The following is a 15,294-nucleotide window of genomic DNA, read 5'->3' on the forward strand; positions in this document are numbered from 1 at the left end:
GCTGTGATCCGCAGGAGAGCGATCGTGTCCGGTGGCGTGCAGGGCGTCGGCTTCCGCTGGGGTGCGCGGGAGGCCGCGCAGCGCCTCGGCGTGACCGGCTGGGCGCGCAACCGCCTCGACGGCACGGTCGAGGCCGAGATCGAGGGGACGCCGGACCAGGTCGCCGGGATGCTGGACTGGCTCCGTACCGGCCCGCCCGGCGCATCCGTCACGTCCGTCGCCGTCACCGACCTCCCACTCGCCCACGACGAAGCCTTCCGCATCCACGAGACCGCCTGACCCGCCCCCACCCCCACCCCAGCCCCCGCCCCCGCCGTCGAGTCCGCAAACTTTGCACGCGACACGCGGGGGCGATGTGCAAAGTTCGCGGACTCGACGGTGGGGGGCCCGGGAGGGGGCGGGGCAGAATGGGGGCATGACGCGCGCGACACTGCTGACCATCACCATGCCGACCGGAGCGCCGGAGGCCGGCGACCCCGGGTTCGTGGTGTCCGACTTCGACGCGCCGCAGGTGCGCGTCACCGACCTCGCGGTCACCCGCGGCGACGGCGTCTTCGAGACGATCGCCGTCATCGGCGGGCACCCGCAGGCACTGGAGCCCCACCTCGCCCGCCTGGCCCACTCGGCCGCGCTGCTCGACCTCCCGGACCCGGCGCTGGATGTCTGGCGCGAGGCCGTCCGCGCCGGCGTCGCGGACTACCTGACCCGGAACGGCGATCGGGATGCGGAGCTCTACGCGAAGCTCGTCTACAGCCGCGGCGTCGAGGGCTCGGGCGCTCCGAGCGGCTGGCTGTTCGTCGACCAGGGCGAGGACTTCTCGCGGGCACGCCTCGGCATCCGGGTCGTCACGCTGGATCGCGGCCTCCGTCACGACGTCGCCGAGACCTCACCGTGGCTCCTCGCCGGCGCGAAGACGCTGTCCTACGCGGTCAACCGGACCGCTCAGCGCGAGGCCGTGCGGCGCGGCGCCGACGACGTGCTCTTCGTCAGCAGCGACGGCTACGCGCTCGAAGGCCCCACCTCCAACGTGGTGACCCTAGCCGACGGCGTCGTCCGCACGCCGAACACCGATCAGGGAATCCTCGCCGGGACGACGCAGGCGGCCGTGTTCGACTTCTTCGAGCAGCGCGGCCTCCGCACCGAGTTCGCACCGCTGACGCTCGACGACGTCACCGCCGCCGACGCCCTCTGGCTCGTGTCCAGCGTCCGGCAGGCCGCGCCCGTCACGCACCTCGACGGCCGCGAGTACCCGGTGGATGCCGCACTCACCGCCGAGCTCAACGCGTACCTCCTCGCCCGCACCGAGTGACAACGGGCCGCGCCAGGCACTGCCCGGCAACGCCGCATCCCGCGCAACGGAACGACACGTAGACCCATCGTTGCACCCCGATTGGCGTGGCGTCGGCGGCACCGCCTAGGCTGTTGCCACCGCGCGGCGATGGGGCCGGCGCGACGGGCGAACGTCCCGTCGACGACCCGGGGAAGGAGGGGTGCGAGATGACCGAGCCGGTGCCGCGCAGCATCGAGCTGCTCCGTCAGCAGGCGCGCGACGAACTGTCCGCGATCATCGAGCACCGCTGCCGTGCGGGCGAAGATCCGTGGCAGTTCATCCCCGACCTCCCGAGCGTCGACGAGCAGGTCGTCATCGGCCTCCGGGCGACGGCCATCGAGGCGTTCGACCTCGCCGACGAGCAGTCGCGGGCGCACCATCCCTCGGCCGGTCGCGACGTGTTCGCGCGCTTCGAGTACGGTGTGCTCCGCCGGATCGCGCTGGAGCATCCCGAACTGAGCGAAGCCGTCTGGGGGATGCTCGACAAGGTCGAGCGCGCCTGACTACTCTTCCCGCATGGGAATCGTCACCGCCGACATCGCCATCTCGCTGGACGGCTTCGCAGCCGGACCGGATCAATCGCTCGAGCACCCGCTGGGCGGGGGCGCGGCCGACCGCCTCCACGTGTGGATGTTCGAGTACGCCGATGCCCACACCGCCGAGATCGATGCGATCACCGCGGCCGGCGCCTACGTGATGGGCCGCAACATGTTCGGCCCGGTGAGGCACGAGTGGCCGGCCCCCGGCGAGCCGCTCGGCGACTGGATCGGCTGGTGGGGCGACGAGCCGCCGTACCACGCCCCCGTGTTCGTGCTGACCCACTACCCGCGCGACCCGCTGGAGCTGACCGGGACCACGTTCCATTTCGTCACCGACGGCATCCACTCGGCGGTCGAGCAGGCGCGGGCGATCGCCGGGGATGCGGACGTCGCCATTGCCGGCGGCGCCGAGACCCTCAACCAGGCCCTGTGGGCGGGCATCGTCGACGAGCTGCGCCTGCACGTCGCCCCCGTCACCCTGGGAGCGGGCGAGCGCGTCTTCGACCGCGTTCCGTCGCTCGAGCTGGAGCTGCTGAGCGAGCGGGTCACCCCGGAGGTCGCCCACCTCACCTACCGGGTGCGGCGCTGACGCCGCACCCTTCCGTCGGAGATCCGCAGTCGTCGGCTCCGCATCTCCTGCCGCACCGCGGTGCGTCGGAGATGAAGGCGCTTTCCACCGACGGAAGCACCGGCCCGTGCTACAGCGCGGCCGCGTCCGTCACGGGCAGCCGGCAGACGAAGTCGCGACACAAATACGCGGTCGGCAGTCCGTCCCGCGCGACGCGCCCCGCGAACAGCTCGAACCCGTCGGCGGTCAGGTCCGCCGCCTCCTGCTCGGTCACGAGGGCGACCAGCGGTGCGGGATGCCGCCGAGCGACCCGCACGAGGTCGCCGTCTCCGGCACCGCCGGCCGCCCCGTTCCCACCCGGCCGCACGACGACCAGCTGCTCCGGCTCCTCCGCCAGTCGCGACATCAGCGACAGCGACGCCCCGAACCCGCTCGGCACCTCCGGGGCCTGCGCGGCCACCATCCGCATCGCCTCGCGCGCCGCCCGCTCGTACTTCCGCTCCCCCGACAGCAGGTAGAGGGTGTGCGCCGCCGCCGCGGTCGCGCTCAGCCCGGACGGATACGCGCCCTCGCTCGGGTCGACGCGCACGGCCAGTCCGGTCGCGGCGAGCACCGGGTCGCCCCCGCCCGGAGTCTCGAACGGGCACGTCCCCTCGCCGGCCGCATCCAGGCACAGGTCCACCAGATCGCGCGCGGCCGCGGCGTACCGCGGTCCGCCGCCCGCGAGCGCGAGCTCCAGCAGACCGCCGGCGAGCCCGCCGTAGTCCTCGAGCGTCGCCTCCGCGTCGCTGACCCGGTCGCCGAGGGAGGCGCGCAGCAGCAGCCCGTCCGGCCGCCTGTGCCGGGCCAGCAGCAGGTCGGCCGTCTCCCGCGCCGCGGCGATCCAGGCCGGGCGGTCCAGGATGCGACCGGCGCGGGAGAGCGCACCGATCGCGAAGCCGTTCCAGCCGGTCAGCACCTTGGCGTCGACCTCCGGCGGTTCCAGCCGGGCCCGCTCCTCGGGCGCCACCCGGTAGTAGGTCCCCTCGACCCGGGCGCCGTCGATCACGCTCTCCGAATCCTGCGCCGACGCGAAGCCTCCGTTCGGTCGCCGCAGCACCGCCAGTAGGAACGCGGCGATGCCGTCGGCCGTCCGTTCGGCCCACGCGGCGCCGCCCTGCTGCCACGACGTGGAGTAGGCGTCGAGGAGGAGCGCGTTGTCGTACAGCATCCGCTCGTAGTGCGGGTCGCTCCAGTCACGGCGGGTGGCGTAGCGGAAGAACCCGCCGTCGACGGGGTCGCGCAGCGGGGAGTCCGCCATGCGCTGCAGGGTGCGGTGCGCCAGCTCGCGCCCGGCCGGGCGGGCGAGTAGGAACCCGAGAACGGGCGCGACGGGGAACTTCGGCGCGGTCCCGAAGCCGCCGTACTGCGGATCCTCCGCCTCGGCGAGACGTTCGACGGCGCCGTCCAGAGCGCGGTCGTCGGGCAGGTCGGCGACCGCTGTCGCCGCTGCGGCCGCCGCCGCCATCGCCTCCCCCACGCGGGCGGCGTCGGACTGGACGGCGTCGCGCCGGTTCTCCCAGGCGTCGGCCACCGCATCCAGCACCTGCCGGAAGGTGGCCCGCCCGCCGACCGGCTCCGGCGGGAAGTACGTGCCGGCGAAGAACGCCCGCCCGTCGGGGGTGGCGAACACCGTCAGCGGCCAGCCCAGGTTGTCGGTGAATGCGCTCGCGGCCGACAGATAGGCCGCATCCACCTCGGGATGCTCTTCGCGGTCGACCTTGATCGCGACGAACCGGGCGTTCAGCTCGCCGGCGGCGACGGGGTCGCTGAAGCTCTCACGCGCCATGACGTGGCACCAGTGGCAGGTCGCGTACCCGATGGAGATCAGCACGGGCACATCCCGCCTCCGCGCCTCCGCGAATGCGTCGGCGCCCCACGGGAACCAGTCGACCGGGTTGGCCGCGTGAGCGCGCAGATAGGGGCTGACCGCGTCCGCGAGCCGATTCACCATGCGCTCACCCTACGACCCGAGGGCTGTGACCGAAGCCCTCGATCCGGCCGGGCTCGGAGCCGGGTGCGCCCTCAGGCGGGCCGGTCCATCCCGTGCAGCCGAACCGACGAGTTGAGGTAGAACGCGCCGAGCACGGCGTAGGTCAGGCATGCGACGGCCGGGATGAGCGCCCCCTCCGGGCGGCTGGCCAGCGCGCCGACGCCCGAGACGAACGCCAGCAGGATCAGGCCGCCGCCGATCCAGAACCCCGCAGCAGGCCGGGCGGTCGCACGCCACCACGGCCGCGGGTCGGTGCGGTTCTCGTCGGCGCCGCGGAAGCAGCGCACCCCGACGATCACATACGCCACGTTGAGGGCGGCGACGATCAGCACGTCGAGGGTGGCGTTCACGAGGTTCGCGATGACGAACCCGTTGAGCAGCAGGATGAACGCGAAGACGCCGACGACGTAGGCGATCTTCCCCGTGACCGACGTGATCCTCACCCGACGAGCCTAGCCGGGAGCGGCGACAGCGGTGGGCCGCACGCTCCCGGCCGGTGGATCAGTTGACCTCGTCCGGGTGGGCGCCGACGCGTCCCTCGCGCTCGAGCGAGCTGATCGCCGCGATCTCGTCGGAGGTGAGCTCGAAGTCGAACACGTCGAAGTTCTCGGCCATCCGGGAGCGGGAGTTCGACTTCGGGAACACGATGTTCCCGGTCTGCAGGTGCCAGCGGATGACGACCTGCGCCGGCGTCTTGCCGTGCGCCTCGGCGGCCTGCGACACCTCGGGCGTCTCGAACAGCGGGTACTTGCCCTGGCCGAGCGGACCCCACGCCTCGATGGCGATACCGTGCTCGCGCGAGAACGCGGTCACCTCCGGCTGCTGGTGCGCCGGGTGCAGCTCGATCTGGTTGACGGCCGGGACCACGTCCGTGTTGGCGAGCAGCTTCTCGAGGTGCGGAACGAGGAAGTTGGAGACGCCGATCGCCTTGGCGCGACCGGACGCGTAGATCTTCTCCAGCGACGTCCAGGCCTGCACGAAGGTGTCCTTCTGCGGCGTCGGCCAGTGGATGAGGTACAGGTCGACGTAGTCGAGGCCCAGCTTGCCGAGCGACTCGTCGAAGGCCGCCTCCGCGTCGGTCTGGCGGTCGTTCCACAGCTTGGTGGTGACGAAGAGCTCGTCGCGCGGGATGCCGGAGGAGGCGATCGCGGCGCCCACGCCCTCCTCGTTGCCGTAGATCGCGGCGGTGTCGATGTGGCGGTAGCCGACCTCGAGGGCGTCGGTCACGATCCGGGTGGTCTCGTCCGGATCGACCTTGAAGACACCGAAGCCGAGCTGCGGGATGGTCGTCCCGTTGTTCAGGGTCAGGAGCGGAGTATTTGCGTTTGCAACCATATCCGCCACGGTACCAGGCCCGCGGGGGCTGTCATCCCACCGGCCGCGACTCCTCGTCCACCACCTCGTCCACCTCGTCGACGATGATCGCGTCACCGTCGAACCGGGCCACCAGCTCCCTCTTGAGCACCTTCCCGCTCGGTCCGAGCGGCAGGGTCTCGACGATCACGACGCGCCGCGGGAACTTGTAGGCCGCCACGCGCTCCTGGGCGTACGCGATCAGCTCCTCGGCCTCCGCCTCGCCGCCGGGCATCAGCGTCACCGCCGCCATGATCTCCTGCCCGTGGGTCTCGTGCGTCACCCCGAAGACGGCCACCATGGCGACGGCGGGATGCGCGGACAGCACCTCCTCCACCTCGCGCGGGTACACGTTGTAGCCGTTGCGGACGATCATGTCCTTCTTGCGGTCGACGATCGTGATGTAGTCGTCCTCGCTCTTCGTCCCCAGGTCGCCGGTGCGGAACCAGCCATCGACCACGGCCTCCGCGTTCGCCTCCGGCAGGTTGAGGTAGCCCTTCATCAGGTTGTGGCCGCGCACGACGATCTCGCCCAGCTCGCCGCGCGGGAGCAGCCGGATGCGGTCGTCCACCTCGGCGTCGGCGATCTCCACATCCACTCCCCAGATCGGCGTGCCCACCGTGCCCACCCGGGTCGGCCGGCCGCGGTGGTTGAAGGAGGCCACCGGCGAGGTCTCGGTGAGGCCGTAGCCCTCGTGCACGTCGATGCCGTAGACCTCCTTCATGCGCTCGATGACCGCGACCGGGATGGCCGCGCCCCCGCTCATCCCGTAGCGCAGCGGCGGGCGGTCCGGGTTGGCCTTCGCGGCCTCCAAGAGCGCGATGTACATCGTCGGAACCCCGGTCATGACCGTGCAGGCGTGCTGGTTCATCAGCTGCAGGGCCGTGGCTCCGTCGAACTTGGGTACGAGCACGACCGCCGCTCCCGCCCGGAAGCCCATGTTCATCACGCAGGTCTGCCCGAACGTGTGGAACAGCGGGAGACAGCCGAGGATGCGGTCGGCGGGTTCGAGGTCGAGCGTCCCGGAGAGCAGGACGTTGACCTGCTCGACCAGGGAGAAGTGGCATCCCTCCGCCCCCTTCGGCTTGCCGGTCGTCCCGCTGGTGTACAGGATCGTCGCGGTGTCGAACGGATCGCGCGGCACGTACGTGTCGACGGGCTCCGCTGCGGCGGCGAGCTCCTCCAGCCGCGGGAAGGGCGCCTGCTCGTACATCTCGTCCGGTACCAGCACCGACAGCGTCGGGATGCCGGCGAGCGCCGCCCCCCGGGCGCCCTCGGCGAGGAGCGGCGCCGCGCAGATCAGCAGCGACGCCCCGGAGTCGCGCAGCACGTACGCGATCTCGTCGGCCTTCAGCAGCGCATGGATCGGCACGACGACCCCGCCGAGCGCCAGGACGGCGTAGTACGAGCGGGGGAAGTCGGGGATGTTCGGCAGCATCAGCGCCACCTTGTCGCCCGGGCCGACGCCCAGCTCCCGCAACGCCCCCGCATACGCGCGGGTCTGCTCCCACAGCTCGCTGTAGCGGATCTCCTGCCCCGCGAAGATCAGGGCGACGTTGTCGGGCATCCGATGCGCCGTCTCCGCCAGGATGCTCGCGACCGACATGGTCGCATAGCCGTGACTCATGGGTTCTCCTCGTCTCCGTCGACGCCGGACCCGATACCGGTTGAGGAGAACCTACGTCACGCCCGGGCGCGGGGCAACGCCCCAGGGTGGGGACCACGGGTGAGGACCCCGGGCGCGGACCGTCCGGGCGGGACGCGCGCGCCGGTAGACTGGAGGGCTCATGTCTTCGACCTCGACCCTCCCCCGCATCGTCTTCCCGCCCGAACTGCCTGTCAGCCGGAGGCGGGAGGACATCGCGCGCGCGATCCGCGACAACCAGGTCGTGATCGTCGCCGGCGCCACCGGCTCGGGCAAAACGACGCAGCTGCCGAAGATCGCCCTGGAGCTCGGCCGGACCAGCATCGGCCACACGCAGCCGCGCCGCCTCGCCGCGCGCACCATCGCCGAACGCATCGCGGAGGAGCTGGGGCAGTCCGTCGGCGAGCTGGTCGGCTACCAGGTCCGCTTCACCGACCGGGTCTCGAAGGCGACCAGGATCAAGCTGATGACCGACGGCATCCTGCTCAACGAGCTGCGCCGCGACCGCCTGCTGCGCGCGTACGACACGATCATCATCGACGAGGCGCACGAGCGCAGCCTCAACATCGACTTCCTGCTCGGCTATCTCAAGCAGCTGCTGCCGAAGCGTCCCGACCTCAAGCTGATCATCACGTCCGCCACCATCGACCCGGAGAGCTTCGCCCGGCACTTCGCCTCGCCGGACGGCACGCCGGCGCCGATCGTCGAGGTCTCCGGCCGCACCTACCCGGTCGAGATCCGCTACCGCCCGCTGGTCGCCGAGGCGCTGGAGGACGACGACGACGATCCGGATCCCGTGCCGTCGGTCGACCGCGACTACCTGCAGGGCATCAACGACGCGCTCGACGAACTCGACCGCGAGGCACGCGGAGACGTGCTCGTGTTCCTCTCCGGCGAGAACGAGATCCGGGATGCGGCCGACGCCATCCGCGGCCGCAACCTCCCCGGAACCGAGGTGCTGCCGCTCTACGGCCGCCTCTCCTCCGCCGAGCAGCACCGCGTCTTCCAGCCATCGACCGTCCCCGGCATCCGGCGGCGCGTCGTGCTCGCCACCAACGTCGCCGAGACCAGCCTCACCGTCCCCGGCATCAAGTACGTGGTGGATGCGGGAACGGCCCGCATCAGCCGCTACAGCACACGGGCGAAGGTGCAGCGGCTGCCCATCGAGGCGATCTCGCAGGCCAGCGCCAACCAGCGTTCCGGCCGCTCCGGCCGCACCAGCGACGGCATCGCCATCCGGCTGTACTCGGAGGAGGACTTCGCCAAGCGGCCCGAGTACACCGAGCCCGAGATCCTGCGCACCAACCTCGCCGCCGTCATCCTCCAGATGATCTCGCTCGGCCTCGGCGACATCGCGGCCTTTCCGTTCCTCACCCCGCCCGATTCGCGCGGCATCAAGGACGGCCTGGACCTGCTCACGGAGCTCGGCGCGATCACGGCGTCGAAGGAGGACACCACGCTCACGGCGGTCGGCCGCCAGCTCGCCCAGCTCCCCATCGATCCCCGGTTCGCCCGCATGGTCGTCGAATCGAAGCGGCACGGCACCTCCCGCGAGGTCATGGCCATCGTGGCCGGGCTCACCATCCAGGATCCGCGCGAACGGCCGGTCGAGCGCCGCGGCAGCGCCGACGAGAAGCATGCCAGGTTCGCCGACCCGACCAGCGACTTCCTCACCCTGCTGAACCTCTGGAACTACCTCGAGGAGCAGCAGAAAGAGCTGTCGTCCAGCGCGTTCCGCCGGCTCTGCAAGGCGGAGTTCCTCAACTTCCTGCGCGTGCGCGAGTGGCAGGACGTCTATCGCCAGCTGCGCCAGCTCGCCAAGCCGCTCGGGCTGGCCATCGGCGAGCCGTCCGTGAACCCGGATGGCATCCACCGCTCGCTGCTCGCCGGGCTGCTCTCGCACATCGGGCTGAAGGATGTGCGCGAGAGCGGGCAGGCTCCGAAGGGCGCGGGGAAGGGCCCGCGCAGCCGGCAGGCCGAATACCTCGGCGCACGGCAGACCCGGTTCGTGATCTTCCCCGGATCCACCCTCGCCAAGAAGCAGCCCACCGCGCTGATGAGCGCAGAACTGGTGGAGACCTCCCGGCTGTTCGCGCGGATGAACGCGGCCATCGACCCGGCCTGGGCCGAGCCGATCGCCGGCGACCTCTGCAAGCGGCAGTACAGCGAGCCGCACTGGGAGAAGAGTCAGGGCTCCGTCGTCGCCTACGAGCGGGTGACGCTGTTCGGCGTCCCGATCATCCCGCGCCGGCGCGTGCAGTACGCCCGGATCGACCGGGAGCTGTCGCGGGAGCTGTTCATCCGGCACGCGCTCGTCGACGGCGAATGGGACTCCCATCAGGCCTTCGACCGCGCCAACCGCGCCCTGCGGGCCGAGCTGCGCGAGCTGGAGGAGCGCACCCGCCGCCGCGACATCCTCAACGACGACGAGGCGGTCTTCGAGTTCTACGACGCGCGCATCCCGGCCGATGTGGTGTCGACGCGCACGTTCGAGGGATGGTGGAAGAAGGCCAGGCAGGAGACGCCCGACCTCCTCACCATGACGCCGGAGGCCCTTCTGGACGAGGAGGCCGCCGAGGTCGACGAGGACGCCTTCCCGCCGGTCTGGCGGCAGGGCGACCAGCGGCTCACCCTGCGGTACCGGTTCGAGCCGGGCGCCGAAGACGACGGGGTCACCGTCCAGGTGCCGCTTCCGCTGCTCGCCGGACTCCTCCCCGACGGCTTCGACTGGCAGGTGCCCGGACTCCGTCACGAGCTGGTCACCGCGCTGATCAAATCGCTGCCGAAGGCGATCCGCCGCCAGGTCGTGCCCGCCGCCGACTGGGCGCAGCGCCTGCTCGGCGAGCTGTCCGGGACAGCCGGGATGCGCGCGCACGAGGGCGAGCGGCCCGCGGCGTCGCTCGCCGACACGCTCGCGGCGACGATCTCGCGGCTGACCGGCTCGCGCGTCAGCGGCTCCGACTTCGACCTCGACCGGCTCCCCGCTCACCTGCGCCCGACCTTCCAAGTCGTCGGGGAGCGCGGGCGCACCCTCGCCAGCGGCAAGGACCTCGCCGCCCTCCAGGAGCGGCTGCGCTCGCGGGCCCGCGACTCGGTGGCCGCCGTCGCCGAGGCGCGGACGCCGAACGCGATCGAGCGGTCGGGGCTCACCACGTGGGACCTCGACGAGCTCCCGCGCTTCGTCGACTCGACGCACACCGGGCCGGGCGGCACCACGAACGTGATCCGCGCCTACCCGGCGCTCGTCGACGACGGCGACGCGGTCAGCATCCGCCTGATGGGAACGCCCGCCGAGCAGGCACGCGCGATGCCGGGCGGGGTGCGCCGACTGCTGCTCGCCAGCATCCCCTCGCCCGTCGCGTACGTGCAGCAGCACCTCACGTCCGCCGAGAAGCTCACGCTCGCCGCCAGCCCGTACCCGAACACCAAAGCGCTGTTCGACGACTGCCTGCTCGCCGTCGTCGACTCGGTGCTGTACCGGATGAAGCCCGACGGCCAGGTGTTCATGCGCGCCGAGTTCGAGGCGGTGCGCGATCGCGTCTCCGGCATCGTGATGGACTCGATGTTCGAGACGGTCGCACTCGTCACCCGCATCCTCACCGCCGCGCGCACGGCCGAGAAGGCGATCGCGGGGGTGACGGCCCTCACCTACCTGTCGGCGCTGAACGACGCGAAGGGCCAGCTCTCCGGGCTCGTGTATCCGGGGTTCGTCTCCGCGACCGGCCTTGAGCAGCTGCGGCACCTTCCGCGTTACCTGGCGGGCATCACGCAGCGGATGCAGGCGCTGCCCACCAACCCCGGCCGCGATCGAGCCTGGCAGACGCAGGTGGAGACCGCGGTCGCGCTCTACACGGATGCCGGCGGACGCATCCCGCTCGCACCGGGCTCTCCGCCGTCGCTGGTGCACGCGCGGTGGATGCTGGAGGAGTTCCGCGTCTCGCTCTTCGCGCAGTCGCTCGGGACGGCCGAGACCGTCTCCCTCCAGCGCATCCGCAAAGTCCTCACCTCCTGACCCCCATCGCCCCACCGTCGAGTCCGCAAACTTTGCACGTTCGCACCGCGTGTCGCGTGCAAAGATTGCGGACTCGACGGTGGGACGGGGGCGGGTCAGACGTCGAGGTGGAAGCCGCCGTTGGAGTGGAGGAGCTGGCCGGTGATCCAGCCGCCGGACACGGAGAGCAGGAATGCGACGAGGTCGGCGGTGTCGTGCGGACGGCCCAGCCGGCCGAGGGCGGTCTCCGCCGTCAGCTGCTCGACCAGCTCCGGCGTCATCCACCCGGTGTCGATCGGCCCCGGGTTGATCAGGTTCGCGGTGATCCCGAGGTGCGCGAGCTCGACGGCCGCCGCCTTCACGATGCGATCGAGCGCGCCCTTGCTCGCGCCATAGGGCAGGTTGTGCGCGGTGTGGTCGCTGGTCAGCGCGACGATCCGCCCCAGACCCGCCGCCCCGGACGGGAACTGCTCGGCGAACGCCCGGATGAGCAGCCACGAACCGCGCGTGTTCACGGCGAAGTGCCGGTCGAACGCCTCCACCGACGTGTCGAGGATGCCGCTGTCGACCGAGTGCGCGTGGCTCATCACCAGCGCCTGCACCGGCCCGAGCTCGTCGCGCACCCGCGCGACAGCGACGGCCGGCGCCTCCGCATCCGCCAGGTCGACGGATACCGGAAGAGCGCGCGCGCCCAGGCGGCGCAGCTCCTCCGCCAGAGCCTCATGCTCGGCGGGATGCGCACCCCACGGCATATCCGAGTCGTAGCCGTCCCAATACCCGAACGCGACATCGAACCCGATCGACGCGAGGTTCCGGGCGATCGCGTCGCCGATCGACCCCGGCCGGCTCGCACCGGTCACGAACACCACAGGCCGCTTCGCATCCACCCCGCGATGCTATCGGCTCCGGAGTTTCTCGCACCGACACGCCGTGTCGAGGCGGAGAAACTCCGGAGCCGATGGCGGGAGGCTAGAGCACCTTCGAGAGGAACGCCTGCGTCCGCTGGTGCTGCGGGTTGCTGAGCACTTCGCGCGGGTCGCCGGACTCGACGACCACGCCGCCGTCCATGAAGACCAGCTCGTCGGCGACCTCGCGGGCGAAGCCCATCTCGTGCGTCACGACCACCATGGTCATGCCGCTCGCGGCCAGGCCCTTCATCACATCCAGCACCTCGCCGACGAGCTCGGGGTCGAGTGCCGACGTCGGCTCGTCGAACAGCATCAGCTTGGGGTCCATCGCGAGCGCACGCGCGATCGCGACGCGCTGCTGCTGACCGCCGGACAGCTGGGACGGGTAGTGGTCGCCCTTGTCGCTCAGCCCGACGCGGGCCAGCAGCTCGGTCGCCCGCTCCACCGCCTTCGCCTTCGAGAGCCCCTTCACACGGATGGGCGCCTCGATGATGTTCTCCAGCGCCGTCATGTGCGGGAACAGGTTGAACCGCTGGAACACCATCCCGATCTCGCGGCGCTGCCGGGCGGCCTCCTTGGGCTTCAGCTCGTACAGCTTGTCGCCGTGCTGCCGGTAGCCGACCACCTCGCCGTCGACCGAGAGCCGGCCGGCGTCGACGCGCTCCAGGTGGTTGATGCAGCGGAGGAAGGTGGACTTTCCGGAGCCCGACGGCCCGATGATGCACAGCACCTCGCCCGGGTTGACCTTGAGGTCGATGCTCTTGAGCACCTCGTTCGAGCCGAAGCTCTTCGAGACGCCCTCGGCCAGAACCATGGGGGTCTTCGTGTCGGTCATCCCTTGCCTCCGAGGTCGTTGCCGTCCGGTGCTCCGGCCGCGGGGAGCGCGCCGGTCGCGAGGGCCGGTTCGTTGCGGTCCGGGCGGCGCGCGTTGACGCCGCGGGAGAACCGCTTCTCCAGGAAGTACTGGCCCACCATCAGCAGGGAGGTGAACAGCAGGTACCAGAGCGACGCCACGATGAGCAGCGGGATGGGCGTGTACGTTACCGCCGAGATGTCGCGTGCGACCCCGTAGAGGTCGGTCGTCAGCGGGATCGCCGCCACCAGCGAGGTCGTCTTCAGCATCGAGATGACCTCGTTGCCGGTCGGCGGGATGATGACGCGCATGGCCTGCGGGATGACGATCCGGGTCATGGTCTGCCACCACGACATGCCGAGCGCCGTCGCCGCCTCCTCCTGGCCCTCGTCGACCGAGAGCAGACCGGCGCGCACGATCTCCGCCATGTACGCGGCCTCATTCAGCGCGAGGCCGATCACCGCGATGACGAAGGCGTTCTGCATGAACCCGAGGTCGAGGGTGAAGCCGACCTGGGTCCACGGAACGCCGAGGAAGATCTGCGGATAGATCAGCGAGAACAGGCCCCAGAAGACCAGCTGCACGTACACAGGCGTGCCGCGGAAGATCCAGAGGTAGAGCCAGGCGACCGACTTCACGACCGGGTTCGGCGAGAGGCGCATGACGGCCAGAATGAGGCCGAGCACGACGCCGATGATCATGGAGTAGATCGTCAGCTGGAGGGTCACGAGCGCAGCAGCACTGATGCGCTTGTCGAAGACGTACTTGCCGACGTACTGCCAGCCGTAGGCCTCGCGCTGGGAGGCGTCCACGATGAACCAGACCAGCAGGAGGATGAGGATCGCCGCGATGACGATGCGCCAGGGGTGCCGGAGCTTGATCGCCTTGATCGGCTCGGGACGGGTCCCGCCCGGCGACGGGACGGATCCCGTCGCCGGCCGGGCGGTGTTGCTCTGTGACATGAAGGTCAGCCCTTCGAGGCCGCGTTGACCTCGGCCTTCTCGACGGCGCCGTCGGCGACGCCCCACTTGTCGAGGATCTTCTTGTAGGTGCCGTCGTCGATGAGGGCCTGAACGGCCTTCTGCAGCACCGGGGTCAGCTCCGAGTCCTTCTTGACGGGGAGGCCGTACGGCGCCTCGTCGAAGGTCTTGCCGGCCGCCTCGAGCTTGCCGTTCGACTTCGAGATCGCGTACAGGGTGACGGGCGAGTCGGCGCTGAGGGCGTCGGCCTTGCCGAGGATGACCGCGTTGGTCGCGTCGTCCTGCGTGTCGTAGCGGAGCGCCTGGATGGCGGGCTTGCCCTCATCCGTGCACTTCTTCGACTTGGTGGGAACCTCGTCGGTGTCCTCGTACGTCGTCGACTGGACGGCGACCTTCAGGCCGCAGGCGTTGTCCGGGTCGATGTTCTTGCCCTTCTGGGAGGCCCAGAGGATGCCGGCCGAGTAGTAGTTGACGAAGTCGACCTGCTGCTCGCGCTCGGTGGTGTCGGTGAACGACGACATGCCGTAGTCGTCCTTGCCTCCGGCGACGCTCGGGATGATGTTGTCGAACTTCGCGATCGCGAACTCCGTCTTCACACCCAGCTTGTCGCCGATGGCCTTGGCGAGGTCGACCTCCCAGCCGACGGGCTGGGCGTTGTCGTCCTTGTACTCGTTCGGCGGGTACGTGTTGTCCATGCCGACGACGAGCTTGCCGGCGTCCTTGATCTTCTGGGGCAGCTGCCCGGCGAGGGTGTCGTCCTTCTTCACGTCCGAGGCCGAGCTCGACGTTGAGCTGCCGGACGGGGTGCTGTTGTCGACACAGCCGCTGAGCGCGAGCGCTGCGACGGCGGCGACTGCGGCGATGGGAACCGCGGTACGAATGCGCATGATTGTCGTTGTCCTTCTTCCTGTGCAGGAATGTGCCTGATGCGTATTGCAAGGGTAAGGGGAGGATACCCCAGCGGCGTTGCCGCACCTCAACACTAATTCGCGCAGAGAACGGCGTTTTTCGCGGACGTTTCCGGAAGGTTTCGTGCAATCCGGCAGCGGAATTCGTGGAATCGTGCGTGGACGCGCTGCGAAACCCGCGCGGGAG

General features: G+C 70.6%; 13 protein-coding genes. 5 read left to right on the forward strand and 8 right to left on the reverse strand.

Annotated elements, in window-relative coordinates; all coding sequences use genetic code 11:
- Positions 1-3: 3 nt before the first annotated feature.
- The 4 genes from BJ963_RS08290 (at position 4) to BJ963_RS08305 (ending at position 2,458) form a co-directional block, all read left to right on the forward strand.
- The gene (locus BJ963_RS08290) at positions 4-279 is read left to right on the forward strand and encodes an acylphosphatase (protein WP_179455862.1); all 276 of its coding nucleotides are present in this window, start codon (positions 4-6) and stop codon (positions 277-279) included.
- Positions 280-415: 136 nt separating this feature from the next.
- On the forward strand, positions 416-1,309 hold the full coding sequence (locus tag BJ963_RS08295) for an aminodeoxychorismate lyase (RefSeq protein WP_179455864.1): 894 nt from the start codon (positions 416-418) through the stop codon (positions 1,307-1,309).
- A 188-nt stretch (positions 1,310-1,497) separates the two neighbouring features.
- Entirely contained in the window at positions 1,498-1,833 is a 336-nt protein-coding gene (locus tag BJ963_RS08300; protein ID WP_018191664.1) for a hypothetical protein, read from the forward strand.
- 13 nt (positions 1,834-1,846) lie between these two features.
- Positions 1,847-2,458 (forward strand): dihydrofolate reductase family protein, encoded by a 612-nt coding sequence (locus tag BJ963_RS08305; protein WP_179455866.1) that lies wholly within the window; start codon positions 1,847-1,849, stop codon positions 2,456-2,458.
- A gap of 109 nt (positions 2,459-2,567) precedes the next feature.
- On the opposite strand, the gene BJ963_RS08310 is transcribed toward BJ963_RS08305, so the two are convergent.
- From BJ963_RS08310 to BJ963_RS08325, 4 genes are all read right to left on the reverse strand, one after another.
- A complete protein-coding gene (locus tag BJ963_RS08310) occupies positions 2,568-4,430 on the reverse strand; it encodes a thioredoxin domain-containing protein (protein WP_179455868.1) in 1,863 nt (620 codons plus the stop codon).
- A 71-nt stretch (positions 4,431-4,501) separates the two neighbouring features.
- The gene (locus BJ963_RS08315; protein WP_179455870.1) at positions 4,502-4,912 is read right to left on the reverse strand and encodes a hypothetical protein; all 411 of its coding nucleotides are present in this window, start codon (positions 4,910-4,912) and stop codon (positions 4,502-4,504) included.
- 58 nt (positions 4,913-4,970) lie between these two features.
- Complete coding sequence (locus tag BJ963_RS08320; RefSeq protein ID WP_179455872.1) at positions 4,971-5,804, reverse strand: aldo/keto reductase; 834 nt, start codon at positions 5,802-5,804, stop codon at positions 4,971-4,973.
- A gap of 31 nt (positions 5,805-5,835) precedes the next feature.
- A complete protein-coding gene (locus tag BJ963_RS08325) occupies positions 5,836-7,449 on the reverse strand; it encodes a long-chain-fatty-acid--CoA ligase (RefSeq protein ID WP_246298009.1) in 1,614 nt (537 codons plus the stop codon).
- A gap of 160 nt (positions 7,450-7,609) precedes the next feature.
- On the opposite strand from BJ963_RS08325, the gene hrpA reads away from it, so the two are divergent.
- Positions 7,610-11,479, forward strand: a complete 3,870-nt coding sequence (gene hrpA / locus BJ963_RS08330; protein ID WP_179455874.1) for an ATP-dependent RNA helicase HrpA — start codon at positions 7,610-7,612, stop codon at positions 11,477-11,479.
- Positions 11,480-11,574: 95 nt separating this feature from the next.
- Here hrpA and BJ963_RS08335 read toward each other — a convergent pair whose 3' ends face one another.
- The 4 genes from BJ963_RS08335 to BJ963_RS08350 form a co-directional block, all read right to left on the reverse strand.
- Positions 11,575-12,345 carry an SDR family oxidoreductase gene (locus BJ963_RS08335; RefSeq protein ID WP_343037244.1) on the reverse strand — a complete coding sequence of 257 codons (771 nt, stop codon included), beginning with the start codon at positions 12,343-12,345 and terminating at the stop codon, positions 11,575-11,577.
- A gap of 82 nt (positions 12,346-12,427) precedes the next feature.
- On the reverse strand, positions 12,428-13,201 hold the full coding sequence (locus BJ963_RS08340) for an amino acid ABC transporter ATP-binding protein (RefSeq protein ID WP_018191676.1): 774 nt from the start codon (positions 13,199-13,201) through the stop codon (positions 12,428-12,430).
- Positions 13,198-14,181: an amino acid ABC transporter permease gene (locus tag BJ963_RS08345; RefSeq protein ID WP_179455892.1), complete on the reverse strand. Its 984-nt coding sequence runs from the start codon at positions 14,179-14,181 to the stop codon at positions 13,198-13,200. Before BJ963_RS08345 ends, BJ963_RS08340 begins: the two co-directional genes overlap by 4 nt.
- Before the next feature lie 5 nt (positions 14,182-14,186).
- Complete coding sequence (locus BJ963_RS08350; RefSeq protein WP_179455894.1) at positions 14,187-15,086, reverse strand: ABC transporter substrate-binding protein; 900 nt, start codon at positions 15,084-15,086, stop codon at positions 14,187-14,189.
- Positions 15,087-15,294 lie beyond the last annotated feature (208 nt).

It is taken from the genome of Leifsonia soli (assembly GCF_013408745.1).
GTDB classification, from domain to species: domain Bacteria; phylum Actinomycetota; class Actinomycetes; order Actinomycetales; family Microbacteriaceae; genus Leifsonia; species Leifsonia soli.

Bases quoted from the DNA above. Each gene is read 5' to 3' on its own strand.
- BJ963_RS08295 (WP_179455864.1), top strand. From the start codon at position 416: ATGACGCGCGCGACACTGCTGACCATCACCATGCCGACCGGAGCGCCG.
- BJ963_RS08300 (WP_018191664.1), top strand. From the start codon at position 1,498: ATGACCGAGCCGGTGCCGCGCAGCATCGAGCTGCTCCGTCAGCAGGCG.
- BJ963_RS08305 (WP_179455866.1), top strand. From the start codon at position 1,847: ATGGGAATCGTCACCGCCGACATCGCCATCTCGCTGGACGGCTTCGCA.
- BJ963_RS08310 (WP_179455868.1), bottom strand. From the start codon at position 4,430: ATGGTGAATCGGCTCGCGGACGCGGTCAGCCCCTATCTGCGCGCTCAC.
- BJ963_RS08320 (WP_179455872.1), bottom strand. From the start codon at position 5,804: ATGGTTGCAAACGCAAATACTCCGCTCCTGACCCTGAACAACGGGACG.
- BJ963_RS08325 (WP_246298009.1), bottom strand. From the start codon at position 7,449: ATGAGTCACGGCTATGCGACCATGTCGGTCGCGAGCATCCTGGCGGAG.
- hrpA (WP_179455874.1), top strand. From the start codon at position 7,610: ATGTCTTCGACCTCGACCCTCCCCCGCATCGTCTTCCCGCCCGAACTG.
- BJ963_RS08340 (WP_018191676.1), bottom strand. From the start codon at position 13,201: ATGACCGACACGAAGACCCCCATGGTTCTGGCCGAGGGCGTCTCGAAG.
- BJ963_RS08345 (WP_179455892.1), bottom strand. From the start codon at position 14,181: ATGTCACAGAGCAACACCGCCCGGCCGGCGACGGGATCCGTCCCGTCG.
- BJ963_RS08350 (WP_179455894.1), bottom strand. From the start codon at position 15,086: ATGCGCATTCGTACCGCGGTTCCCATCGCCGCAGTCGCCGCCGTCGCA.